The following is a 24,726-nucleotide window of genomic DNA, read 5'->3' on the forward strand; positions in this document are numbered from 1 at the left end:
CGACGAAAAAGTTGAACTGGAAGCTACTACAGAGGGAGTAGAGATTACTCTTTCTTTTCCGAACGACGGGGAGACCATTATTTTTATTTGAAGGCTAGTTCCTCGGTGCCACTGTAACCACGTTGTCGGCTCCAACTTGAAGGTTGAAATGTGTGCCTACTCGAAAGATAGACTGGCGATCTATCGTTATCCGCCCCCGTCACTACAACCACAATGTGGTGTAGTGACGGGGGCTGCAAGTCCAGAAATTCCGCGGCTTCCAGAGCAGATTTTGGGATGGATTTGGGATTCGGTCTAACTATACTGGACTCAGATACAACGAAAACGGTTCCAAACGCGGCCACAGCGATAATGTGGATGAGGGATTTCGCCCTTGCCATCGTAACTGGCAAAAAACGGAAACCGCGTCGCTTGACCCAGAGATTCAATAGCGCAAGCAACCTTCGGGTTGTGGGTCATTTCAACAACGCGGCAGCCACTAATGACTCGGAGTCCGTGTCATCTGATTCCAAGTAAAGCGGTGGCTTGCCATCTAAATTTACGTGGTCAATACGCCGCGTATTCCAAAAACGCTATGCGAGTTTTCGCTTGGTCAACCGTGGTCTCGCGAGCACGCCTTTCGATGGTACCGGTAATCCGGTGTCGTTCGTTCAACTCAATCGTCGTCCGACGGTTCCATAATTCTGGCGCGTATCCCCGTGGTGAAGCGTCAAGGAGGTTCATAACCACTTGATTCGGATTTTCTCGAATCATGGACAGAACAGCATCCAAAACTCTCCGATGCTGATCGTCCAGTGTCATGTCTATCAACTCGACAACCCTGCGGTTGTCCTTAAAACGCCATACGGAGCAATGGTGCCGTATTCGGGAGCTACTCACTCCACCATTACAGTTCGGGAAACAACTCGAACAACAGACAGTAAACCGTCTGTAAAACCGCGGCTCGGAACTTTCCGTGGCGTATACATCCACTCAGTCGTCTTCGGATGGCTCTAAAACTCAATGCGGACTGACTGTGTCAGACCAACGGTTCCGCATGTTTGAAGGAGGTGAACTATTCACCCGTTGGTGGGGCTCTACGAGCCTTGAGAAACTATCGCAGTGAATTCCTGAACAGAGGAGAAACTGTGTGCCTGAGACCAGGCGTGTCAGGTCGAGGGGAGTGGTGTCCCCAGGCATTTCCGCGTCAGCGGTACCATCTCGGATCCGATCCGGGAGGTAGCCACAAACACTAACCGAAGAGACTACACTATGCGCGATCTGGAATACCAACTCAAACAACTGTGCCTTCGTAATCGCGATGGCAGTCACAGCACTCAAGCCAACCGGGCAAAGATTCTAAGACTGGTGGCCGATCAGCTCCATGAGATGGGGTATCGGCGCATGGGTGTAAGATCATTGAAACCGAAACACGTAGACGCGTTGACAACGCGTTGGTTGTCAGAAGAACTGTCGCCGGGGACCATCAAGAATCGTATGAACTGTCTGCGATGGTGGGCCGACAAGGTAAATCGAGGCAATGTTATTGCGCGCTCGAACGATTACTACGGTATTCCCGACCGGCAACTAGTGAGCCAAAATTCAAAGGCTCAGCTGTTGACCGACGACGTATTACAACAGATTGCCGATCCCTATGTGCGGATTAGCCTGGAGCTGCAACAGGCATTTGGGCTGCGACGGGAAGAGGCCATCAAGTTCATCCCCGGCTATGCCGATAAAGGCGATCACATTCACCTAAAGGCCAGTTGGACTAAGGGTGGTAAGGAGAGACAAGTACCCATCCTGCACTCATCGCAGCGTGAAGTGCTGGATCGAGCGCACCGATTGGCCGGTAATCGATCCCTGATACCTGAAGAAAAAACCTACATACAGCAACTGCGGCTGTATGAACGGCAGACCGCCAAAGCAGGTTTGTCCAGACTTCACGGACTTCGCCACTTTTATATCCAACGACGCTACCAAGCACTCACAGGGTGGGTTCCGCCAGCGATGGGAGGTCCAACTCGCAATCAGTTGACCACGGAGCAAAGGCGTAGAGATTACGAAGTTCGGCTAATCCTCAGTGTCGAACTCGGTCACAACCGAGTAGAAATCCTCGGTGTGTATCTCGATCTGTAACGAGCACTCAAACAATTACTGTTCCCAACAGTAATCCATAATGCACTGCCACCTTTGATCCACATTAGCCACAGACAGATCCCTCAAGCCTGTAGTATAAACAACAATCCTCTCCGTCATCCACCGCTCAGTCACAACACCGGATTGCAAGCAGACAGGCCATTCATGGACCACAATTGAGGAATGCGATACTTAAAGTGAACTCACAAGGCTCAAGGCCTTCTCACTTGGGTTGACTGGCAATTTTCAATGAATATCAATCCGCCAATATGACGTTGATAAAACCACTTGTCTTGACGCTGTATTCTTTTCTTCATGACGCGCCGATCTCCCTCAAATTGGGTATCCTCTAGAGTTGCAATATCGCCCTTACGTTCGGATGCATACATCAAAATGCTGTTATGCACATTATTACAGGTTTCTATGGAACGTCTGGTTAACTGCCAGCGAATTTCAGTGCGCGTTCTCTGAGGGAGTTGGTTATACTCGAATGCATGACAGAGATAACACTGAACCAGCCTGTAAAGAGTGAACGGGGTACTGCCTCAAATCGATACATTAGTCAGTACTATCAATTGGCTGAGGAGAAAGGCCTGGATGCAGACGCCCTGTTGCATCAAGCAGGCCTGTCTCCAGATATTATTGATAAACCTGAAGAAAGGGTGGCGGCGGAAAAACTGGCGACTGTTCTGGTCAACATATGGGATGCCCTGCAGGACGAAACCGCAGCTTGCTCACCGGTACCCATTCCCCGTGGCAGTTTCTATATGATGGGTAAGCTGACGATTCACGAGCAGAATCTGGGTAAGTCGCTGGAGCAAGCCAGGCGCTTCTACACCATGGTGACAAGCGCATTTACCATGGATATCCGCGTGGACGCCGAGCAAGTGCTGTTCAGCTGCCAGATGCACTATCCGGATGAAGATCCAGACCATCTGTTTGCGGAAATCAACCTGATGAGTTGGCACCGTTACAGTTCCTGGTTGATAGCCGAAAACATCCCGTTAAGTGAAGTCTTTTTCTCCTACCCCGAACCCGCAGAGGTGAGCGAATACAGCTATCTGTTTCCCGGTAAACATGTTTTTAACGCCCCCTATATGGGGTTTGCCTTTCACAGGAAATACCTGGATCGTGAAACGGTTCAAAACGCGGCATCGTTGAAAACCTTTATGCGGGCATGTCCGGTTTTACTGTTTCTTCAACCCAAAACCGATTTCAGCCTGTCGGGCGAATTGCAGCAAATTCTCAAGAAAGGGGTACCCGATGGATTCCCGACCATTGAGGAAGCGGCGGACCAGCTGCATATGACCAAGCGCACGTTGACTAGAAAACTCAAGGACGAGGGTACATCGTTCCAGAAAATCAAGGATCTGATTCGCCGCGACAGGGCCATTTACTACCTTACCCGGCAGCCCCTGAGCGTGGGCAAGGTGGCTGAAAAGGTCGGATTCTCAGACCCGGCGGTTTTTGCCCGTGCCTTCAGGGTATGGACCGGTCTGTCTCCCCGCGATTACCGGGCAAAACACGCCCACAGCGAGCAATCTTAGGCTGTAGATGCCGGGCACGAGTCTGGTCGCCTGCTGCGGGCTGCTACGGGGAATATAGGCACTTAACCTCAACGCTATTCCGCTAAAGTCTATCAACACCCACTTTTATGCATAAAATACCTCGTGGCACTTTATGCATGATTTTTAGTCCCTTTTCGCAATTCTGCTCTTTGTCCACCTGACCTATCCTGAACTCAATCCTCGGGGTCATTGCAATATCACCACCGGGGAGGCCCCAAACAGGGCCTGTTCAAGACAAATAACGACAAATTGGAGAGGAACCCGCAACATGAAGGCTCAGATATTTGCCAGAAATACGATAGCATCCGCGCTGATGACGGTGGTCGGCGGCACAATGACCCCAGCTGTGTCTCAAGCGGCACAAATTGAAGAGGTGATAGTAACCGCGCAGAAGCGCCAGGAGAGCAGCCAGGATATCGGCCTGGCCATCACGGCCCTGGACAGCGATCGCCTGATCAACTCAGATGTGAACAACATCCAGGACCTACAGAACATGGCCCCCAGTGTGCAAATCGGGGAGTCGTTCGGTTTTGCCCAGGTGATGGTGCGCGGAATTGGTACCGACAATCCGTTTGCCGGCGGCGATCCTTCCGTGGGCATGCACTTTGACGGGGTGGTTACCGGGCAGTCGTCGGCGCAGTTCGGTTCACTGTTTGACATTGACCGCGTCGAGGTATTGCGCGGGCCCCAGGGGACCCTGTACGGTCGCAACACCACCGGCGGTTCCGTCAACGTTATTACCAACAAACCCACCGAGGAGCTGTCCGGCTACGCCCGTGCCTCTCTGGGTAATTATGACTTGGTAAAGTTTGAAGGAGCCATTGCCGGCCCGCTGTCTGACAATGTACAGGCTCGTCTGGCAATTCGTTCCGTCGATCGCGGTGGTTACGGCGAAAATATTGCCGACGGTGGCGATATCGATGACGCCGACCAGCAGTCCATCCGCGGGCAGTTGCACTGGGGTATCTCCGATACCATGGATCTGCGCCTGGCCATCGAAACTCATGAAGAGGACGATGCCAACTATATCCCCAAGTTTCGGGCTGCCTCCTACGACCCGGCACCGCTGCCGGCGCTGGAGCCGCAGCCAGCGTCCGGTGTGCGGGCATCTGACCCCCGCGACATCAATTCCAACGTCAATCTGCAGAACAGACGCGAGCAGAGTTCCTACACGCTGGAATACAACTGGGAAATCAACGAGTCTCTGTCGCTGGTATCGATCACCAACTACCAGGATTTCGACAAGGTTCCGCAGGCGGATTTCGACATGACCGCCGAGGACTTTTATATCTGGTCCGAGAGCTTTGAGACCGAGCAGATCAGCGAGGAACTGCGACTCAACTTCGAGGGTGACAAGGTACGCGGCCTGGCGGGTCTGTACTACTACAAAGAAGAGATCTCCTCGGATAACCGTCTCGACCTGGATCTGGTGCCCCAGTTTGTGATTGATGCCGATCCCGGTCTGAGCGGTTGCGGTTTTGATGACAATGTTTCCAACCAGATTGTGGGGGCGGCGGTTGAGGATCTATGCTTCCTGTTCCGCGGCACCAGTGACACCGAAGCCTACGCGGCCTTTGCTAACGTTGCCTACGACCTGGCCGAAGACTGGACGCTGAATCTGGGTGCCCGTTACAGCTACGAAAAGAAAGAGGGTAATACCGACCATTGGACAGCCCCCGGCGCCCCCGTTCTGTCGTTTGCGGATGAAAAGAGTTTTAACGAGTTTTCGCCCAGTGTCAGACTGGAATGGCACGCGGCTGAAGATGTCATGCTCTACGCCAGCTTTTCCGAGGGTTTCAAAAGCGGCATCTTTTTGTCCGGTCAGCGTTCACCGGTGTTGGAGCCGGAAATCGTTGACGCCTTCGAAATCGGCCTCAAGGGCGTGTTCCTGGAGCGACAGCTGCAGTTTAACGCCGCAGCCTTCTACTACGACTTTACCGATCTGCAGCAGGGGCGCAGCGTGCCGGCGGGTTCTTCCGGCTTTACCCTGGTCTATGAAAACGCTGCCTCCGCGGAAATCGAAGGTGTCGAAGCAGAGTTTACCTGGTTGCCCAACGATAACCTCACCATATTCGGCTCTGCCACCATACTGGACGCTGTTTTTGATGACTATGTCAGTACCGATCCCTTTGACACGGTCTATCAGCAATTGGGTCTGATCGATGCAAGTGTGGATCTGTCGCAGCAGTTGTCGGGTAACCGCATGGTGCAGTCTCCGGAATTGTCCTGGACCCTCGGAGCCACTCTGGACTTTATGGTGCCCGGTACCGAGTGGGCCGCTTCCGCCACCGTCTCCGCGTCCTTCAAAGACGACATCTACTTCTCACAATTTAATCACGAGGAGCTGGGTCAGGAAGACGTGACCACGGTCAATGCCAACTTTCTGCTGACCTCCCCGAATGAAAAATGGACATTGAATGCCTGGGGCAAAAACCTGACGGACGAAACCCTCTATATGGGTACCTTTATCCTCAACAGCTCCCGCACCAATGCAGGATTTATGGCACCGCCAAAAACCTACGGTGTAACCCTGGGGTACAGGTTCTGATGAAAGCGTTCCAGGCTCCACTCGACGATATGTTCTTTTGCCTGAAGGCGGTGGCTGACGTTGATCAGCTGCCCGACTGGGACCAAGACCTGGCAGTGGAAGTAGCGTGTGCCTATGCCAGGTTCGCGGAGCAGGAGCTGGCACCATTGAACTCGGTGGGTGATCGCGAGGGTTGCCGGCTGGAAGACGGTCAGGTGATCATGCCAGCCGGCTTCCGTACTGCTTATCTGCGCTATTGTCAGGATGGCTGGCAGGGCATGAGTCTGCCGGAAGCATTTGGCGGTATGGAGCTGTGCAGTGTTATCCAGGCGCTCTGTTTTGAAGTGTTCAGTGGTGCCAACCACAGTTTGGAAATGCTGCTGGCGTTAACGCCAGGTGCCGCTCGCTTGTTGCTTAAGTACGGCACCACCAAGCAGCAACGGGCCTGGATTGCGCCGCTGGCGAGCGGTGAAATTCTTGCCACCATGTGTCTGACCGAACCCGGCGCGGGTTCAGACCTGTCGCGCATTCGCTGTAAGGCGGTGCAGGCTGAAGCCGGTTGGCTTCTCGAAGGCGAGAAGATTTTTATCTCCGGTGGTGGACAGGATTTGAGCGAAGGCATTCTGCATCTGGTGCTGGCGCGTACCGGCGACGATGGCTTGCGCGGGCTGTCGCTGTTTGGCTGCCAGTCTTGGCTCACTGACGGCAGCCCCAATCGTATCAGCGTCGAGCGTCTGGAAGAGAAAATGGGGCTGCACGCCTCGCCAACCTGCCAGCTGCATTTTGATGGTGCGCAAGCCGAACTGATTGGCGAGGTCGGGCAAGGGCTGCAGGCCATGTTCTCGATGATGAATCATGCCCGCATCGATGTGGCTTTACAGGGCGTGGCACACGCGGCCCGGGCTCACGACATTGCCTCGTCTTACGCCGCCGAGCGCCAACAGGGGCGCGATGATTGCGGCAGTCTGATCCGTATCGACCAACACGCGGATGTTCAGCTAATGCTGGATGAAATGGCAGCACTGACGATGGGTGCCCGTGCCATGGCTTATAAGGTGCTGGTGTTGACTGAGTCGGGTGCACAGCCATCGCTGGTCAACTTCCTGACACCGGTGGTCAAGGTGTTTGGCTCCGAGGCGGGTATCCGTGCCGCCTTTCTGGGACAGCAGGTTCTGGGGGGGTATGGTTATCTGACGGAGTATCAGCTCGATCAGATCTACAGAGATGTCCGAATCACAGCGATCTACGAGGGCACCAATGGCATTCAGGCAAAAACGCTGATCGGTCGAGAGCTTGGCCGTGAAGGCGCAACGCAGTTTGAAGAACTGATTGCGCAACTCGCGGAAGAAACCAAAGACAATGCAGTTGCCACCTCACTTGAACAATGGAGACAGGCGAAAGCACTGCTGCTCAGCAAAGAATCGCCTCTCGTTGTTGCCACAGACATGATGGAAATGACGTCCAAGCTTTTGTATATGGCGTTGTGGTCGAAGTTGTTGCAACAGGTTGAGCACTCACCAAACCCTGAGCGGTACTCGCGGGCAGGCCAATCCGTGCTTAGGCGAGAACTCATCGCAGTGGAATCAATTGGCAAGAAGTTAGTCCGTGAGCTGGCTGTTTATACTGAATGTTAGTACAAACTCTTGGAACCAAATATTCGTAAAAAGTACGGATATCCTTGTATTGGCATAATCACTTTTCAATAACAATACGCAGATAACGATATGAACGCTGTAGCAGACCCCAAACAGATTCTTGACCACTCACCCATGAACAGCTTCCAGATTTGTGCGGTGGTGATTTGTATCCTGCTCAATGCGCTGGATGGTTTTGATGTACTGGCGATCAGCTTCGCGTCTCCGGGCATCGCCAGCGAGTGGGGCATCAACCGGGCGGCATTGGGTGTCGTCCTTGCCGCCGAACTGGTCGGCATGGCGATTGGCTCTATCACCCTCGGCAATATCGCCGACAGCATCGGACGCCGGCCAACCATCTTGTGGTGCCTGGTGTTGATGACGGCGGGAATGTATACCTCGTCTCTGGTCAATAGCGTTAACGTTTTGGTGATGACCCGTCTTGTTACCGGCGTGGGTATCGGCGGTATGCTCGCTTCCACCAATGCCATGACCGCCGAATTTTCCAATGCAAAGTATCGCAGTTTGGCGGTGATGGTGATGGCGACCGGATTTCCGCTTGGGGCGATTATAGGCGGTTCTATTTCCACGCAGTTGCTGGCGACATTTGACTGGCGCGCCATTTTTGAATTCGGCGCTTTGTGCACGGGCTTTTTTATTCTGGTTGTCTGGATCGGTCTGCCTGAGTCTGTGGAGTACCTTGCCACCAGGAGACCGCCACATGCCCTGCAGCGTATTAACAAAACCCTGGAGCGCATGGGGCACGAAGCTCTGGCGGCTTTGCCTGAGCCTGTTACGGTTGAGAAAAGGGCCAGCTACTCGGTGCTGTTTTCTCCCAAGTACCGCAGCCTGACCTTGCTTTTGATGGTCGCGTATTTCATGCACATCATGACGTTCTACTACATTCTGAAATGGATTCCCAAGATCGTCGTGGACATGGGTTATCAGGCCTCTCTGGCAGGTTCGGTGTTGGTGTGGGCCAACGTGGGGGGTGCCCTGGGTGCCTTGGTGATGGGTATCGTTTCCACCCGCGTACGCCTCAGAAAACTTTTAACGGTGATGCTCGTGATCTCTTTCTTTATGGTATCGGTGTTTGGCCTTGGCCATGAGGATCTTGCGGAACTGTCGTTGATTGCCGCCGTCACCGGATTTTTTACCAACGCCAGTGTGGTGGGTTTTTACGCGCTGATGGCGGCATCTTTCCCGGCCGATGTCAGGGCCAGTGGTACCGGTGTGGTGATTGGTGTCGGCAGGGGCGGGGCCGCCATGGGGCCGGTTATTGCCGGACTGTTGTTCGTCACCGGCATGGATTTACTGGTGGTATCCATCGTGATGGGGGCGGGTGCCGCCATTGCCGCCGGAGCAATTTTTTCGCTGCGTCCGGTGCTGAAGCGACACGATATCGCAGCGACTATCTAAATAACGAGGTTAATTGAAGATGGCCAATTTTGAACGAAAAAACCCACTGACGGGTGAAGTCGCCAGCAGTGCTGTGGCTATGCAGACTGCAGACATTGCCGGGATTTGTGAGAAAGCCCAGGCGGGTTTTGAGGCCTGGTCCAAGTTGGGACCCAACGCAAGACGCGCCGTTCTGATGGCGGCTGCGGAAGCTTTGGAATCAAGGCAGGCGGATTTTATCGAGGCGATGGCCAATGAAATCGGCGCGACCCAGGGTTGGGCGGGTTTCAACGTTATGCTGGCGACGTCAATGTTACGAGAAGCGGCCAGTATCACCACGCAAATTGGCGGTGAAGTAATTCCTTCGGACAAGCCCGGTTGTCTGGCTATGGCAGTGCGTGAGCCCGTGGGTGCCATTCTCGGCATTGCTCCCTGGAATGCGCCGGTGATTTTGGGTGTGCGTGCTGTGGCAACGGCACTGGCCTGTGGAAACTCTGTGATTCTGAAAGCCTCGGAACTCTGCCCGCGAACTCACGAAATCATCATTGAGGCGCTGGCGGATGCCGGTTTCCCCGAAGGGACAGTTAATGTTGTGACCAATGCCCCCGAAGATGCCGGCGAGGTCGTGGGTGCCCTGATTGATCATCCGGCCGTCAAGCGTATCAACTTTACCGGATCCACCGAAGTGGGACGGATTATTGCCAAACGCGCCGCTGAACACCTTAAGCCCTGTCTGCTTGAACTGGGTGGCAAGGCACCTTTGCTGGTCCTGGAAGACGCCGACCTGGACGAGGCGGTCAAGGCCGCATCCTTTGGTGCCTATATGAACCAGGGCCAGATCTGCATGTCCACCGAGCGTCTGGTGGTGGTTGATGCGGTAGCCGACGCCTTCGCCGCCAAGCTGGCGGAAAAAGTAATGTCTATGCCCTGTGGTGATCCCCGTGAAGGCAATACGCCGCTGGGTGCCGTTGTCGACATCAAAACCGTTAACAAGGTCAATATGCTGATCGATGACGCGGTGTCCAAAGGTGCCAGCTTGCTGGCGGGCGAGAAGTCGGACACGGTATTGATGCCGGCCACGCTGATCGACGCTGTAACCCCGGAGATGAATATTTACCGGGAAGAAAGCTTCGGGCCTGTGGTATCCATCATTCGTGCAAAAGACGAAGCTGATGCGATTCGCATTGCCAATGACAGTGAATATGGGCTCAGCGCCGCGGTCTTTACTGGCGACTGCGCTCGCGGCCTGAAGGTGGCAAAACAAATACATTCCGGTATCTGCCACGTTAACGGGCCCACCGTGCATGACGAAGCGCAGATGCCATTTGGTGGTGTGGGTGCGTCCGGCTACGGCCGCTTTGGCGGCAAGGCCGGCATCGACAGCTTTACGGAGTTGCGCTGGATCACCATCGAAACCGAGCCCGGTCACTTTCCAATATAGACTCAGGCCAATGAACTATTGGCCCCCTTTAAAAGACTTAAGTGTAAGAACAGTAGACGTGAGGAAAAAGATAATGTCCATACCAGAAGATGAACTGAATACCGTTGCTTTTGAAGTGATTGATGGAATCGCGTGGGTGAAATACAACCGCCCGGAAAAACGCAACTGCCAGAGCCCCAAGCTCAACCGCCAGATGCTGCGTGTACTCGATGAGCTGGAATTCAACGATGATGTCGACGTACTGGTGTTAACCGGAGAAGGTGATGCCTTCTGCGCGGGAATGGATTTAAAAGAATATTTCCGTGAAACCGAAGTGCTCGGAATGGGGGGGGTGCGCAAGTCCCAGCGCGAAGCCTATGGCTGGTGGGAGCGTCTGCGCTGGTACCAGAAGCCCACCATTGCTATGGTCAATGGCTGGTGTTTTGGCGGCGCCTATGGTCCCTTGTTCTCCTGCGACCTGGCTTTCGCAGCGGACGAGGCTCAGTTTGGCCTGAGCGAAATCAACTGGGGCATTTTGCCTGGCGGCGGCGCCACCAAGGTGGCCACCAATCTAATGAACTTCCGCAACGCCATGTACCACGCCCTGATGGGCGAAAACCTGTCCGGCAAGGAAGCAGCGGAACAAGGCCTGGTGAACGAGTCAGTGCCACTGGCGCAGTTGAAGGAACGGGTTATTGAAGTGGCCAAGAACCTGCAAAAGAAAAACCCTGTCGCACTCAAGGCCACCAAAGACGTGGTCCGCCGCGTCAGCGAAATGACCTTTGATAACGCCATGGACTACCTGATTCGCGCCCAGGAGGCGGCCAATTCTTTCGATCCGGTCGGACGCAAGGAAGGCATCAAGCAGTTTATTGATGACAAGACCTACAAACCCGGCCTGGGTGCGTACGACAAATCCAAACAAGCGAGCTGAGCAAAGCCATGGATTACATAGGTTTTCACGCCGGCCTGCACGCCGACCGCTTGGCGGTGACGGACCTGACCCATGGCCGACAGCTAAGCTACAAGGCGCTGGATCGTCTGGTGGCCGGCAGCGTCGGTATTTTGCTGGAGCAGGGCGTTACCGAAGGGGATCGGGTCGCCTGCCTGGCGAAAAACCGAGTGGAATTCATACTGCTGAACTTTGCCTGCGCACGCCTCGGGGCCATCTTTGTTCCTCTCAACTGGCGCCTGTCTCCAGCGGAGCTGAAGGTGGTGATCGACGACTGTGAACCCTCTGTGATCTATGCCGACGAACTGGCGCAATCGCTTGAGGTTGAGGCCCAGGATATTGGATCGCTTTACAACAGGGCGTTAAGCATCGATCCAGTGCGGCCGCAACCCAAGTGCGTCGACCTGACGTCGCTGATGCTCTACACGTCGGGAACCACAGGTAAACCCAAGGGTGTGATGCTCAGTGAACGTAACCTGACGGAAACGGGCATTAATTTTTCGCTGCTGGGCGAGGTGGATGCGGACAGTCATTTTCTCTGTGAGTCGCCCATGTTTCACATCATTGGCATGGTGACCTCCATCAGGCCGGCGTTCCTATTGGGCGCCCATGTGTCTATCTCTGACCGGTTTATTCCCGAGCGTACGTTTTCTCGATTGACCGATCCGGAGATGAGATTTACTCACTACTTCTGCGTTCCCCAGATGGCGCTCGCCCTGCGCGATGCAGACGGTTTTGATGCGTCGAAGTTGTCGCACATGAAGGCAATCTTTACCGGAGGCGCGCCGCACCCCGAGGCGCAGATCAGGGACTGGCTCAACGATGGCATCGCCATTGTCGACGGCTATGGCATGAGTGAAATGGGGACCGTCTTTGGTATGCCGATCGACAGGAATCTGATCGATAAAAAGGCCGGCTGCGTCGGCTTCGGTACCCCGCGTATTCAGGCAAGAATCGTAGACGACAACAATCAACCGGTCCCGCCAGGGGTGCCGGGTGAGCTGCATCTGAAAGGGGACAATGTCACCCGTGGATACTGGCGTCGGGAAGAGGACTATAAAGCGTCATTTACCGACGACGGCTGGTTCAAGACCGGAGACGTTCTTACCTGTGACGAAGACGGCTATTACGCTGTCACCGACCGCAAAAAGGATATGTTTATCTCCGGTGGTGAAAACGTCTACCCGGTGGAGGTGGAAGCCCAACTGGTGAAGTTCCCGGGTATTGTGGAGCTGGCGGTGATTGGTGTTCCCGACGATAAGTGGGGAGAAGTCGGTTGCCTGTTCTATGTGCCGGAAGACGATGACATCAGTCTGGAAGAGGTTGAGGCTTACCTGACGTCGCGTTTGGCGAAATACAAAATTCCCAAGCAGGTGCGCAGGCTGGCGAGTCTTCCCCGTAATGGTGTCGGCAAACTGATGCGGCACGAGTTGCGGAAACTTTACTCCGAATAATTTTGGGAGCATCGAGATGATCAATCCGGATACCGTCAAGGCCATAGACGTTCACGTTCACGCGGAGGTTTCCTGCACGGATCCGGAAGATCCGGTGATGGGGAAATTCTTTGATGCCTCCACCAGCTACTTCAAGACACCTCGTGAGCGGCCAACGATTCCGGAAACTATCGATTATTACCGCCAACAGAATATGGCATTTTGCCTGTTCACGGTCGACTGCGAAGCCGGCCTGGGCGCCAAGCGCATTCGCAATGAGGAAATCGCGGAACTGGCCAACGCCAATTCCGACGTGGTGATCCCCTTTGCCTCCATCGATCCCCACAAAGGTAAGTTCGGTGCCCGTGAGGCCAGGGATCTGGTCGAGAACTGGGGCGTCAAGGGCTTTAAGTTTCATCCACCCATGCAGGATTACGATCCGGCCGATCGCATCGCCTATCCCATTTACGAAGTCATCGCGGAATACAAACTGCCGGCCATCTTTCACACCGGTCACTCGGGCATGGGGACTGGATTGAAGGGCGGTGGTGGCATAAAACTGAAATACGGCCAGCCCATGCTGGTGGACGAAGTCGCGGCTGACTTTCCCGATATGAATTTTATTCTCGCGCATCCCAGTTGGCCATGGACTGACGAAAGCCTGTCCATGGCGCTGCACAAGGCCAATGTCTATATCGACTTGAGTGGCTGGTCCCCCAAGTATTTTCCCGAGCAGATTATTCGCTACGCCAATACCCAGCTCAGCCACAAGATGCTGTTTGGCTCTGATTTTCCGTTGATTCGGCCCGATGCCTGGATTGAGGTGGCAAGAAAAGTCGGCTTTAAGGAAGAGGTACTGAAGAAGATCACCAAGGACAACGCGGTAAAGCTGCTGGGATTGGACAACACATCACAATAATTTCAAGGTATAACATGTATCTGAAAAACTGCTGGTACGTAGCCTGTACCCCGGACGAATTCGCCGAAAAACCTCTGGGTCGCAAGATCTGCGGCGAGAACATTGTTTTTTACAGGGGCAAGGGCGGCGAAGTCGCCGCCGTTGAAGACTATTGCCCCCATCGTGGGGCACCATTTTCCCTGGGGTATATTGAAGACGGTCTGTTAGTGTGTGGCTATCACGGTCTCAAGATGGACAGCGATGGCAAGCCCGCTGCCATGCCCGGGCAGCGAACGGATCGATTCCCCTGTATTCGCAGTTACCCGGTGGTTGAGCGTTACGGTTTTGTTTGGGTCTGGACCGGCAAGGCCGATCAGGCCGACGCATCAAGCATACCAGTCCTGAAATGGGCGGACAGTCCGGACTGGGGCTATGGCGGAGGGCTCTATCATATTCAATGTGATTATCGTTTGATGATCGATAACCTGATGGACCTGACCCATGAGACTTACGTCCATTCCACCAGCATCGGCCAGAAGGAAATTGACGAAGCGCCGGTGTCCACCGTGGTTGACGGCGAAACGGTTATTACCAGCCGCCATATGGACAACGTCACTGCGCCGCCGTTCTGGCAAATGGCGCTGCGTGCCAACGATCTGGCCGATGATGTCGCCGTGGACCGATGGCAGATCTGCCGCTTTACGCCTCCCAGCCATGTTCTGATTGAGGTGGGTGTTGCCCATGCCGGCAGGGGCGGCATGAATGCCGCTCCGCAATATCGGGCCAACAGCATTGTGGTGGATTTTATTACCCCCGAGACCGAGACCTCCATGTGGTACTTCTGGGGCATGGCGCGGCAGTTCAAGCCCGCAGACGTTGAGCTGACGGACTCTATCCGAGAAGGACAGGGCAGGATTTTTGCGGAAGACCTGGACATGCTGGAATGCCAGCAGCGCAATCTCCTGCAGTACCCGGAACGCCGACTGATGAAGCTGAACATCGATGCCGGTGGTGTCCAGTCGCGGCGGATTCTGGATAGACTGATCAAAGCGGAAAACACCATCACCTGAATCAACGCTCAACCAAACTCGCTTATTGTTGCGCATCATCAACACGCAGCCTGTTATGACTGAAGGTACTTAGAAACCCGCGCTGTCGAGACATGACTTGACAGTGTGGCTCACTTGGGAGATTTTGGTCCTATGTGTTTCCGGAGGAGTCCCGAACGCCGGGGTTAACTATGTCGGTCGAGTTTCTGGGGCGGTTTCTGCCTGTCTTTTACAATACCGCTGCACAGCCGGATGCCTGGCAACATGCGCTTGATCAGATCTGCGAAGAAATGCAAGTTGGCAGTGCCGTGGTGCAAATGCTGGGGCGGGAGGGTGACCACCTGGTGCCGCACTGGAATGCCAGGGATTCAATCTCTACCGCCCGATCCAGCGCCCACGACAGCCTGGTCAATAACCAGGACAATCCCCGCCTCATCATCCAGGATCCCAACGCGGAGATTCCGGACAGCGGCGTGTATCGAGATGAGGAGAGCCTGGCGCCATCGGCATTGCGCTCGCTGCGCGAGAGGCTGCAAGCCATCGGCCTGGGGCGGGCCATCACCCTGGGGCTGCGCTATGATGAAGATCGCAGCCTGTGCCTGATTTTGCACCGACGCTGCGATGATGGCCGTGATTTCAATGCCGAGCAGGTGCAACTCCTGCAATTGCTGACGCCCCACCTGAAGCAGACTGTGTCCATGTCTGAGCAGCTGGGCAATACTCAGCGTAGCGTCGATCATTTGAGCCAGTGTGTGGATCAGCTCGGTACGGGGGTGATGCTGCTAGACGACAAGGGCCACATGCGCTGGGGCAATGCCATGGCGCGGCGAATGCTTGAGCGATCGTCAAACATCTCCGTTATCAATGGCCGGATTCGTTGTCAATCTACCGAGAATCAACAAAAACTCACCGATCTGCTGAGTCGGGCCAGCGCGTTCGACCGGGCCGGGCAGCAAGCGGTCACGGTGCTGGGGCAGCCCTGGGACGATCCACTGCACCTGCTGCTGCGGCGCCTTCCCGGCAGCCCTGCGGCTGGCGGCACCTTGGCGCTGTACCTGTCGGACTCGGTCAGCCAAACTCCGATAGCAGCGGACGATCTGATGCACCTGTTCAGCCTGACGCCCGCCGAGGCTCATCTGGCTGCCGCCTTGTGCCAGGGCAAGTCCATCAACGACTATGCCGAGGATAAAGGCGTATCCACCGGCACGGTGCGTATCCACCTCAAAAACCTGTTTGCCAAACTGGGCACCAATCGCCAGCCGGATCTGGTACGCCTGTTGAGCGCTTCCGTTGTGGCCAAAATGCACCCGACCCCTCTCTGATCGGACTTTTTTCACTCCCCCTATCCCATTTGGGATAGGACGCCTTCGCGCTTAGTCACTAGCATTAAGTTTCAGATTGATGACGGTGTTTACGGAGTGGTAACGAATGACAAAGCTGTTGATAACCAAGCTGCTTGCATCCAGGCGCATGAGCCTGGCCGGCGGTCTCACCCTGAGCGCTGTATCGGCGCTGGCCTCGGCGCAAATGCAGCTTAATCCGACGGTGGCCAAAGTGGGGGTCTCCTCCAGTGTGCCGGTGGCGGTACAGAATTTGCGTTGGCGAATGAACGACGCGGAGGTCAATGCGTTGACCTTCCGCAGCATGAACACGCTGTTTACCACCCGCAGGGTCAGCCGATCCGGGCCGGTTTCCTCCCTGCCGAGGGAAGATCGTGCGCTCGACTTCAGCTATCGCTTTGAAGGCCGTCGCTATACACCGGAACAGTTTCTGGACCGCACCTACACCAACGCTCTGCTGGTGATGAAAAATGGCCGTATTGTCTACGAAAACTATCGCAACAACAGCGGCCCCGATACCCAATTCATGGGCTGGTCCATGACCAAATCCCTGACCGGGCTGCTGGTGGGCATTGCCTTGTCAGAGGGACGCATTGGCTCCCTGGACGACGACATCACCGATTATCTTCCCGAACTCAAGCCCGGCGCTTACCGGGGTGTCAGCATCCGCCAGGTATTGCAAATGCGTTCCGGTGTTGACTATGAGGAAAGCTACGAATTCAGCAAGCCCGGAATCGCCGCGCGCAACCACATCACCTCATTGGTAAAGAATGTCACCCGTTTTGTTGACGCCGCCAGCAACATCAAGCGGGCACACCCGCCGGGCAAAGTGTTCCAATACAAAACCATTGACACGGCGGTGCTTGGACTGCTGATTGAACGCATCAGCGAAGGCGGCACCCTGGCATCGTACATGACAACCCGGTTGTGGGAGCCCCTGGGGGCCGAGGCCGATGGATTCTTCATCATGGATGGCGAACCCGGCGTTGGGCGCGAGTTCAGCGGTGCCGGCTTTAATGCGGTGCTGCGTGACTTCGCCAGGGTGGGGCAAATGATGCTGCAGCAAGGGCAGTTCAACGGTCGGCAAATTGTTCCCAGTGACTGGGTGAGCGCGTCCGTGCGTCCGGCTGGAGAGGAAAAGCAACCAATGGACTACGGCTACCAGTGGTGGACGTTGTCAAACACACCGGCCTACAGCGCGATTGGTTTGCAAGGACAGTTTATCTTCGTCGACCCGGATACCGATACCGTGGTTGTCAAACTCAGTCACTTCCCGCCGCAGGATAAAGAAGAGGCGGCATCTCGGGAATCGATTGCGTTCTTTCAGGCCGCGTCCAAATGGCGGGCACAATAAAATAAATCGCTGAACAGGCGGGAGGGTTTTGTGAAAACATCAATGATTATTCTGGGTGGGGTGTTCGGTTGCTGCAGCGCCGCGGCCCTGGGGCAAATAGCCGGATCTGCGGTGCTGGGCGGTACTGCTGCGGACACCGAACTGGGCGGTTTGCTAGAGGAAATTGTAGTTACGGCACAGCGGCGCGAAGAGAACCTTCTGGACCTGCCCATGTCGGCCACCGCCTTCAACAGCGAAATGCTGAAGAATCAGGGCGTGGCGAAAATCATGGATCTGCAAACCGCCACGCCTTCACTGTCGATTACTGATACAGGGCCAACCCTGAGCGTGAATATTCGTGGCATAGGAATCGCCACCAATACGCCCAACATCACCGCCGGTGTGGCTACCTACGTAGACGGTCTGTTCCAGCCACCGATAGTGCAATCGAGCAGCTTTTATGATATCGAGACTGTTGAGGTGCTGCGTGGTCCCCAGGGCACCTTTGTCGGCAATAATTCCACCGGTGGAGCAATCTTTATCAACACCCGCAATCCAAATCTGGATGGCTTCGGCGGCCACGCGGAAATGTCCGTTGGCAATTACAGCAATCTGGGTTTCGACGGTGCGGTGAATATACCCGTAAGCGATGATCTGGCGTTTCGCCTGGCCGGTTTCAGCCGCGATCGTGAAAGCTTCTACGACGATGTTGGTCCCTTCGACAACGAGGTTGGCAAGCTCGAAGAATACAGTGGACGGCTCGGTATTCTCTGGAGTCCCGGCGACGTCGAACTGCTGTTCAAGGCTCAGACCAATCACCGCGATACCGGCGGTTATCCGACCCGCCCGGTCCCCGGCACCGCGTACAGCGACTATCGCATCGACAAGGATTTTACCCTCGCCTTCGATGAAAAAGTGGCCTATGAAGACGAAGGCGATATGTACAGCCTTGAAGTCAACTACGAACTTGGCAACGGAGTGATACTGCGCTCCCTCAGCGGCTACCAGGATAAGGAAATCATCAACCTGTCGGACGTGGATGCCACCATGGCGCCGCTGATGGCCAACGGCGACATTGACGAAGACTACTTTGCCAATGAAACGCAATTGAGTCAGGAGATCAACATCATTTCGCCCACCGACGGCAAGTTTGATTGGGTGTTGGGCGGGTACTACCAGAAAACCGATATCGACATCGAGATCACCGATACCCAGGGCGGTTTTCCAACGGACATCATCGGCGGTAACCAACGCGAGGTCACCGGACTGTTTGCCCAGGGCAACTATGAATTCATGCCCTCCTGGGAGGTGCAACTGGGGGTGCGTCATTCCACCTATGAGGTTGAGGGTGAGGGGGGCATTTTGGTGGGGCGGGGTATTCCCGGGTTTCCCCCCGGTGGTTTGCAGGTGGCGGATCTCGCCGGGCAATACGACGATAAGCGCACCACCGGTAAACTGGCCTTAAACTGGCATGTTGATGGCGGCTTGGTGTACGCACAAGTCTCTACCGGCTACAAGCCCGGTGGCTTTAACTCCACCACCTCACAGTTCGACGCCGAAGATGTGACCAGCTATGAACTCGGCTGGAAATTCAGCGCGCTGGATGACCGTGTGCGCACCCAGTTAACGGCGTTCTACAACGATTATCGCGATTTCCAGTTCGCCGTGCTGGAGCCTTCAACCGGGGTCGAGGGCTCGGAGAATATCGCCGATATGACCATCAAGGGGCTGGAGGCCCAACTGCAGGCTCGGTTCGGTAACTGGTCTCTGAGTGCCAATGTCGGGTATACCCAGTCAGACCTGCCGTCGCAGACCTTTGTCAATGTGCGCCGCCTGCCCGGCACCACACTGGGGCCACAGTGTCCGGCGGGCGTACCTTCCATGCCGCCACTGTGCTTTGATTATGGTGATTTTGTGCAGAGTACATCCGGTGGCGATGCCCTGTTTGCGCCTGAATGGACCTACAACCTCTCGATCGGCTACGACCACGACCTCGGCAATGGTCTGCTGCTGACGCCGCGGTTTAACTACGCGCACGTCGATGAGCAATACACCTATCTGGCGTACTCCTCTGAATCGGACACCCTGCAGAGCCGCGACCTGATCAGCGCATCACTGACCCTGACCGATGAACGCTGGCGGCTGGAGCTCTACGGTACCAATCTGAGCAACGAGAAATACGTTTCCGGCCAGTTTTTGACCACCGAGTTTCAGGGCGCTCCCCGGGAATACGGAGTTCGTCTGGGCGTCAATTTCTAGAGCCTTCTGTTTCTATCCGCTTTCTCTCCTTTGCCGGTTCATGCAAGGTGCACCGGCTTTTTTTTCTGCGTTGAGATTTGGAGTCAGGTAATCACATGAGTTTATTTCCCTCCCGCGCCCTGTTGGTCGCAATAGGGTTGATGTTGTCGTTGACGGGCTGCATGGTCCCGGAGCGTAACTTTAACGCCGCTACCGTTTTTGTGGGCGGCAGGATCTATACCGCGGATGCCGAGGCCCGCGAAGCGCAAGCGGTGGCCGTGCGCGATGGCACCATCGTCTATGTGGGTTATGAGCAGGGAATAGCACCCTGGTTGCCACAGGCCAAAGAAATTGTGCCGTTGCAAGGGGCAACACTGCTGCCGGGTTTGATTGACGGTCATACCCATCCGGGCATTCTCTCATTGTTTGCCTCCACCGATTTAATCGCCGCGCCGGATCCGCAACCCGACAAGTTGCTGGCGTGGCTAAAGGACTATGCCGAGCACAACCCGGCCGTTCCCTTTATTATTGCCGGCTTCTGGCGCACCGGCGATTTTGGCATCGGCGGTCCCCACAAAGACATGATCGATCAGTATATATCCGACCGACCGGTAGCCCTGATGGACGACTCCGGCCACAGTATGTGGCTGAACAGCAAGGCGCTGGAGTTGATCGGCGTCGATGAGAGCACGCCCGACCCGGCGCCGGGACTGGCCTTCTTCGCCCGGGATGAGCACAATAATCCCACGGGCTGGGTCAAGGAGTTCGCCAGCGCGCCGGTTCAGGAGCACATTCTCAAACCCAGGAACCCGGCCTTGTTTGAACGCAATCTGGAGAAGTTTCTCGGTTATCTCTCCAGCCAGGGAGTAACCGCGCTCTACGATGGCGGCAATCTTTGGTTGCACGACAGTGTGTACCCTGTGTTGGCCAAGCTGGATCAGGAGGGCCGCCTGCCCCTGCACTACGAAGGTACGGTGCACGTTCATCTGCCCGAACAAATTGAGCTCGCCATCGAGGAACTCAAGCGCTTGCGGCGTTTGTACGGCAGCGAACGGTTGCGTTTCAATACCATCAAGATTCACTTTGACGGTGTGCATGAGATACGCACTTCGGCCGTACTGGAGGCGTTCGCGGGAGACCCGCACAACCGCGGTGGCACCCTGGTCAGTCAAGAGCGCCTGGCCCGCTTCATGCAAGAGCTTGAGCGAGAAAAAATGGACCTGCATCTCCACGTTGTCGGTGACCGGGCCACCCGTGTCGCTCTGGATGCCTACGAGTCCGTGCGTCAGCCCGACTGGCAATATCCGCGACTGACGCTGTGCCACCTGGAGCTGGTCAACGATGACGACATAGCCCGTTTTAAGGAGCTGGGGGTGGTTGCCAATTTCACGCCCCATTGGTTTGGCGACTTGTTTCAGGGCGGCGACGAGACGCTGGGGGTGCGTAATAATGAAAAAATGCGGGCAAAATCCTTTTTTGAGGCCGGTGCTCTGGTGAGTTTTTCCAGTGACGTCGTGGCGCCTACAGAAATGACGCGCGCCAATCCCTTTCTGGGCATGCAAGTCGGCATCAATCGGCAAGAACCCGAAGGCGGGCCCGACGCACGCATCATGTCGCCGGTGCAAGAGCGCCTGACCCTGGAGCAACTACTCCAGGGCTATACCGCAAACGCTGCCCACCAGCTGCGACTTGGCGACCGGATGGGTTCTATAGCGGTGGGTAAACAGGCAGATCTGGTCATTGTGGAGGGCGATCTGATAACCCGCGATGCCTATGACATCGCCAATACCCGGGTACTTAAAACCATGTCAAACGGTGTCTGGGTTTACCAAGACAATTCGGCAATCAACCAATAAAGGTGATGAGAATGAACACAAAGCTGTCAAGAAGAACCGCCCTGATGGGCATGGCCGGCGCGCTGGGAAGTGCAGGCTTGGCCAGAGCAACGCCCTCATCGTCAAACACGGGCAAGGGCAATTCGCATCGCATTGAGGCAGAGCAAGTATTGCAAATTCACGTGCAGCTGGGGGAGACGGAGGATATGGGCAGCGGCGCCGATGGCCACCGCATTAATTACCCGATTATCGGCGGGCACTTCCAGGGCCAGGGGCTGAAGGGCGTTGTTGTTCCCGGTGGCGCGGATATGTCCGTCGAGCGCAACGATGGCGTCACGCTGATTGAAGCCTTGTACCGGCTGAGGACCGACGACAATCAAGTCATCATCATTCACAACCCCGGTGTGTGGCGTCCCAACCAATCCGGCCTGCAGAAATTGAAGAACGGGCAAGCGTTGCTGGAAGAGGACTACTACTGCCTGACCACACCAAGCTTCAAAACACCGCCCGGGAAATACAACTGGCTCACCCAGAGTATTTTCGTGGGCACCATCGATGACATCAATGACTATGGTGTACTGATTGGTTGTTATCGTATGTCCATTCAGGGCTGAGCTTGTTCAGTCTGTCGTTGTGATGAAAGCCTTGCTCCCGGCCACTGAGTCACCGCCTGATCAAGCGCCGGGAGTTCACCCAGTCGGCGGTAATAGCGTTGCAGCCCTTCATCGTCATCGTTCTGCCACAGCGCACTCATATTCAGATCGTCAAGCCGCATAAGCTCCAATCCCCAGAAGTAGTCGGCCAGCGTGGGGCTGTCTGCAAACAGGAACTGATGGCGGGAACTGGACAATCGAGCATTCAATCCTGTCAATATCGCCGCTATTTTTTCCATGGTCTGCCCCATTGAGGCATCGTCGAACAACTCGTAGGCCGCCGATTTCTCTTTGTCGCGTTTGGCTCGATAGGCCGCCGACAAGAGTGGCTCATCGGCGTACTCCTGCATCAGGGTTTCGCAACGTTCGACTTTTTTCATGGAAAACACATTGTAACTGCTATCGCCTGCGCCCGAATCCCTGTCGATCTTGTGCGCAAGAATCGGGTAATTGGGAAAATCGTCGATGACATCCAACTCCAGGCTGATGGCCTCGGTGTGATCCGATGGCAAGAGTCTTTCCGCGTAAATCGGGGCCCGCTCGATCAATGCCATGCAAATGCGTCTGGAATCGATCAGCACCCTCTCCGAAGAGGCGTCCAATAGCGTCGGTACCACACAGGCATCACAGCCAGTGTTGAGCACGGAGGTTGATCCGGTATGTTGATCCGCAAGTCGATAACCAAGGGATTGGCATGCGTGGGCCCGCAAACGCACGTAGTGCGGATGGTAGGTGTCGCCGGCAAAGATATTCATCTGGTGTGAAATATAGGGTTGCTGCAGGGCGCAAAGCACGGTTCGTACCTTCTGCGAACAGATCGAGTTGGCCGCATGAAACAGGTGCAAGGGCGAGGGCTGATTCGTGGCAGCGGCCGAGCCTGTTCCCCTGGTCTTGCCAGGCAGGGACGTTCCGGGAAAGGCATGCGATAGCGCCGCCAGCATTTCTGTGAAGTTAACCGCAGTTGTCGTTTCCAAGTGAATACCTCGAGTTGGGGGCTGTTTCGGCTCGTCGCCCAGCGCGGCGGCGAGCAGCCAATATACTGGCATTGAACCCTCAGTGCCGATGTCAAAAATCCGGTTTTGATAGCAAACCGTTATCGCGGTGATTGACGGCACCACTGATGATCAACTGTTGATATCAACAGGTGCTTTGCAACATCTCCCCTTCAATAGCGCCGCTGGCATACTAAGACACATCAACACTTTCCCATCAATCCGGAGAACACATTATGTCAGCGATACCAAAATTCTCTCATGTGGTTTTTCAAACGCCTCAGGGCGAAGCAATGAGAAACTGGTACAGCACGGTGCTCGATGGCCGGGTGGTATTTTCCGATGACGTACTCAGCTTTGTCACCTATGACGAGGAGCATCATCGCATTGCGCTGATACACCCCCCCGTCGCCATGGACAGAAAAACAGAGACCACCGCCGCCGCCCACCACACGGCATTTACCTTTGCCAATATTGATGAACTCATCGAACGTTACGAGCTGCTGCGAGACAAGGACATTCTGCCCGCCGTTTGTATCTGCCATGGTATTACGACTTCCATGTACTACAAGGATCCGGACGGCAATTTTGTCGAGATGCAGATCGATACCTTCGAAAATCCAGACGACGCCACTGCCTATATGCAAGGGCCTTACTACGAAGAAGATTCGGTGGGCCCTGCGTTTGATCCCGAGGAGCTGGTCAAGCGCCGTCGCGAGGGTGCCTCGGAGAAGGAACTCGGCGACAGAGAAACCTGGAGACACTCGGGCCTTGGCAATCCTCTGGAAATCCTTATGGGCCCCCGATAACCCGAACCACCAGCACAGAAGGGAGAATTGAAGTTGCAACACTCAAGCATTCATGCGCCGGCACCTGAGCCTGTGAAGTTCGCGTGTCAGGCGTTGTCAATCGCCTTCGTCAATGCCGTCGATCAGCGTGACTACAAGAGAGCGCTCAGTGTATTCACTGAAGATGCGGTATTCGAGCGCTGGGATTCGGTCTTCCAGGGCAAGACGGAGATCGGAGCCATGCTCAACGCCCGGGATGTCAATGCCCAGACGCGCCACCTGTGTACCAACTTTGAGATCACGCAGTCACCCCAGGCAACAACGTCGGCCAGTGGTCTGAGCCTGTTCCTGTTTTACAAGCAATCCGGAAGCGTCAGCGAGCAGCCCTTGTCCACCGGGGGCGCGGCAATGGTCGGGGAGTTTCACGATCACTATCAACTGACGGACGGCGGCTGGCGCATTGTCCGGCGTAAGGTCGTGCCCGTTTTCACGGCTGATTAAGTCATCGGACTCATCTGCAGTCGGGGCAGTCCGCCCCTGCCACTGTTGA

The 24,726-nt window shown here is 55.3% G+C and carries 18 protein-coding genes; 17 read left to right on the forward strand and 1 reads right to left on the reverse strand.

Translation table 11 applies throughout. The features are described 5' to 3' along the window. Nucleotides 1-1,251 precede the first annotated feature (1,251 nt). The 15 genes from HBA55_RS27440 to HBA55_RS27510 all read left to right on the forward strand — a co-directional run bounded on the left by HBA55_RS27440 (nucleotide 1,252) and on the right by HBA55_RS27510 (nucleotide 22,357). Nucleotides 1,252-2,118, forward strand: a complete 867-nt coding sequence (locus HBA55_RS27440) for a phage integrase N-terminal domain-containing protein (protein WP_166998100.1) — start codon at nucleotides 1,252-1,254, stop codon at nucleotides 2,116-2,118. A gap of 494 nt (nucleotides 2,119-2,612) precedes the next feature. After that, entirely contained in the window at nucleotides 2,613-3,665 is a 1,053-nt protein-coding gene (locus tag HBA55_RS27445; protein WP_166998102.1) for an AraC family transcriptional regulator, read from the forward strand. 289 nt (nucleotides 3,666-3,954) lie between these two features. After that, on the forward strand, nucleotides 3,955-6,234 hold the full coding sequence (locus tag HBA55_RS27450; RefSeq protein ID WP_166998104.1) for a TonB-dependent receptor: 2,280 nt from the start codon (nucleotides 3,955-3,957) through the stop codon (nucleotides 6,232-6,234). Then, the gene (locus tag HBA55_RS27455; protein ID WP_166998107.1) at nucleotides 6,234-7,847 is read left to right on the forward strand and encodes an acyl-CoA dehydrogenase family protein; all 1,614 of its coding nucleotides are present in this window, start codon (nucleotides 6,234-6,236) and stop codon (nucleotides 7,845-7,847) included. The genes HBA55_RS27450 and HBA55_RS27455 overlap by 1 nt, the downstream gene beginning before the upstream one ends. Before the next feature lie 90 nt (nucleotides 7,848-7,937). Further along, nucleotides 7,938-9,266, forward strand: coding sequence for an MFS transporter (locus tag HBA55_RS27460; RefSeq protein ID WP_206020003.1), 1,329 nt, complete (start codon nucleotides 7,938-7,940; stop codon nucleotides 9,264-9,266). A 19-nt stretch (nucleotides 9,267-9,285) separates the two neighbouring features. Then, on the forward strand, nucleotides 9,286-10,686 hold the full coding sequence (locus tag HBA55_RS27465; RefSeq protein WP_166998108.1) for an aldehyde dehydrogenase: 1,401 nt from the start codon (nucleotides 9,286-9,288) through the stop codon (nucleotides 10,684-10,686). A 73-nt stretch (nucleotides 10,687-10,759) separates the two neighbouring features. Next, entirely contained in the window at nucleotides 10,760-11,599 is an 840-nt protein-coding gene (locus HBA55_RS27470; protein ID WP_166998109.1) for a p-hydroxycinnamoyl CoA hydratase/lyase, read from the forward strand. A gap of 8 nt (nucleotides 11,600-11,607) precedes the next feature. Next, a complete protein-coding gene (locus HBA55_RS27475; RefSeq protein ID WP_166998110.1) occupies nucleotides 11,608-13,071 on the forward strand; it encodes an AMP-binding protein in 1,464 nt (487 codons plus the stop codon). Nucleotides 13,072-13,087: 16 nt separating this feature from the next. Continuing rightward, entirely contained in the window at nucleotides 13,088-13,969 is an 882-nt protein-coding gene (locus HBA55_RS27480; RefSeq protein ID WP_206020004.1) for an amidohydrolase family protein, read from the forward strand. A 14-nt stretch (nucleotides 13,970-13,983) separates the two neighbouring features. After that, nucleotides 13,984-15,018, forward strand: a complete 1,035-nt coding sequence (locus HBA55_RS27485; RefSeq protein ID WP_166998111.1) for an aromatic ring-hydroxylating dioxygenase subunit alpha — start codon at nucleotides 13,984-13,986, stop codon at nucleotides 15,016-15,018. A 170-nt stretch (nucleotides 15,019-15,188) separates the two neighbouring features. Further along, nucleotides 15,189-16,319: a helix-turn-helix transcriptional regulator gene (locus HBA55_RS27490; protein WP_166998112.1), complete on the forward strand. Its 1,131-nt coding sequence runs from the start codon at nucleotides 15,189-15,191 to the stop codon at nucleotides 16,317-16,319. Nucleotides 16,320-16,425: 106 nt separating this feature from the next. Further along, nucleotides 16,426-17,691 (forward strand): serine hydrolase domain-containing protein, encoded by a 1,266-nt coding sequence (locus tag HBA55_RS27495; RefSeq protein ID WP_206020005.1) that lies wholly within the window; start codon nucleotides 16,426-16,428, stop codon nucleotides 17,689-17,691. Nucleotides 17,692-17,721: 30 nt separating this feature from the next. Then, nucleotides 17,722-19,929: a TonB-dependent receptor domain-containing protein gene (locus HBA55_RS27500; RefSeq protein ID WP_166998113.1), complete on the forward strand. Its 2,208-nt coding sequence runs from the start codon at nucleotides 17,722-17,724 to the stop codon at nucleotides 19,927-19,929. Nucleotides 19,930-20,024: 95 nt separating this feature from the next. Continuing rightward, complete coding sequence (locus HBA55_RS27505; RefSeq protein ID WP_166998115.1) at nucleotides 20,025-21,764, forward strand: amidohydrolase; 1,740 nt, start codon at nucleotides 20,025-20,027, stop codon at nucleotides 21,762-21,764. A gap of 11 nt (nucleotides 21,765-21,775) precedes the next feature. Further along, complete coding sequence (locus HBA55_RS27510; protein ID WP_166998117.1) at nucleotides 21,776-22,357, forward strand: DUF3237 domain-containing protein; 582 nt, start codon at nucleotides 21,776-21,778, stop codon at nucleotides 22,355-22,357. Here HBA55_RS27510 and HBA55_RS27515 read toward each other — a convergent pair. Further along, nucleotides 22,348-23,442, reverse strand: a complete 1,095-nt coding sequence (locus HBA55_RS27515; RefSeq protein ID WP_166998119.1) for a glutathione S-transferase family protein — start codon at nucleotides 23,440-23,442, stop codon at nucleotides 22,348-22,350. The two genes, HBA55_RS27510 and HBA55_RS27515, sit on opposite strands and share 10 nt — an antisense overlap. Before the next feature lie 182 nt (nucleotides 23,443-23,624). On the opposite strand from HBA55_RS27515, the gene HBA55_RS27520 reads away from it, so the two are divergent. Both HBA55_RS27520 and HBA55_RS27525 read left to right on the forward strand, forming a co-directional pair. Next, the gene (locus HBA55_RS27520; RefSeq protein ID WP_166998121.1) at nucleotides 23,625-24,197 is read left to right on the forward strand and encodes a VOC family protein; all 573 of its coding nucleotides are present in this window, start codon (nucleotides 23,625-23,627) and stop codon (nucleotides 24,195-24,197) included. A gap of 33 nt (nucleotides 24,198-24,230) precedes the next feature. After that, the gene (locus HBA55_RS27525) at nucleotides 24,231-24,677 is read left to right on the forward strand and encodes a nuclear transport factor 2 family protein (RefSeq protein WP_166998123.1); all 447 of its coding nucleotides are present in this window, start codon (nucleotides 24,231-24,233) and stop codon (nucleotides 24,675-24,677) included. The last annotated feature ends 49 nt before the right edge of the window (nucleotides 24,678-24,726 follow it).

It is taken from the genome of Pseudomaricurvus alkylphenolicus, from assembly GCF_011683955.1.
In the GTDB taxonomy this organism is placed as follows: domain Bacteria; phylum Pseudomonadota; class Gammaproteobacteria; order Pseudomonadales; family Cellvibrionaceae; genus Pseudomaricurvus; species Pseudomaricurvus alkylphenolicus.

What these genes read in the sequence shown, in the direction of transcription:
- HBA55_RS27440 (WP_166998100.1), top strand. Translation starts at nt 1,252, where the DNA reads ATGCGCGATCTGGAATACCAACTCAAACAACTGTGCCTTCGTAATCGC.
- HBA55_RS27445 (WP_166998102.1), top strand. Translation starts at nt 2,613, where the DNA reads ATGACAGAGATAACACTGAACCAGCCTGTAAAGAGTGAACGGGGTACT.
- HBA55_RS27450 (WP_166998104.1), top strand. Translation starts at nt 3,955, where the DNA reads ATGAAGGCTCAGATATTTGCCAGAAATACGATAGCATCCGCGCTGATG.
- HBA55_RS27455 (WP_166998107.1), top strand. Translation starts at nt 6,234, where the DNA reads ATGAAAGCGTTCCAGGCTCCACTCGACGATATGTTCTTTTGCCTGAAG.
- HBA55_RS27460 (WP_206020003.1), top strand. Translation starts at nt 7,938, where the DNA reads ATGAACGCTGTAGCAGACCCCAAACAGATTCTTGACCACTCACCCATG.
- HBA55_RS27465 (WP_166998108.1), top strand. Translation starts at nt 9,286, where the DNA reads ATGGCCAATTTTGAACGAAAAAACCCACTGACGGGTGAAGTCGCCAGC.
- HBA55_RS27470 (WP_166998109.1), top strand. Translation starts at nt 10,760, where the DNA reads ATGTCCATACCAGAAGATGAACTGAATACCGTTGCTTTTGAAGTGATT.
- HBA55_RS27475 (WP_166998110.1), top strand. Translation starts at nt 11,608, where the DNA reads ATGGATTACATAGGTTTTCACGCCGGCCTGCACGCCGACCGCTTGGCG.
- HBA55_RS27480 (WP_206020004.1), top strand. Translation starts at nt 13,088, where the DNA reads ATGATCAATCCGGATACCGTCAAGGCCATAGACGTTCACGTTCACGCG.
- HBA55_RS27485 (WP_166998111.1), top strand. Translation starts at nt 13,984, where the DNA reads ATGTATCTGAAAAACTGCTGGTACGTAGCCTGTACCCCGGACGAATTC.
- HBA55_RS27490 (WP_166998112.1), top strand. Translation starts at nt 15,189, where the DNA reads ATGTCGGTCGAGTTTCTGGGGCGGTTTCTGCCTGTCTTTTACAATACC.
- HBA55_RS27495 (WP_206020005.1), top strand. Translation starts at nt 16,426, where the DNA reads ATGACAAAGCTGTTGATAACCAAGCTGCTTGCATCCAGGCGCATGAGC.
- HBA55_RS27505 (WP_166998115.1), top strand. Translation starts at nt 20,025, where the DNA reads ATGAGTTTATTTCCCTCCCGCGCCCTGTTGGTCGCAATAGGGTTGATG.
- HBA55_RS27510 (WP_166998117.1), top strand. Translation starts at nt 21,776, where the DNA reads ATGAACACAAAGCTGTCAAGAAGAACCGCCCTGATGGGCATGGCCGGC.
- HBA55_RS27515 (WP_166998119.1), bottom strand. Translation starts at nt 23,442, where the DNA reads ATGCCAGTATATTGGCTGCTCGCCGCCGCGCTGGGCGACGAGCCGAAA.
- HBA55_RS27520 (WP_166998121.1), top strand. Translation starts at nt 23,625, where the DNA reads ATGTCAGCGATACCAAAATTCTCTCATGTGGTTTTTCAAACGCCTCAG.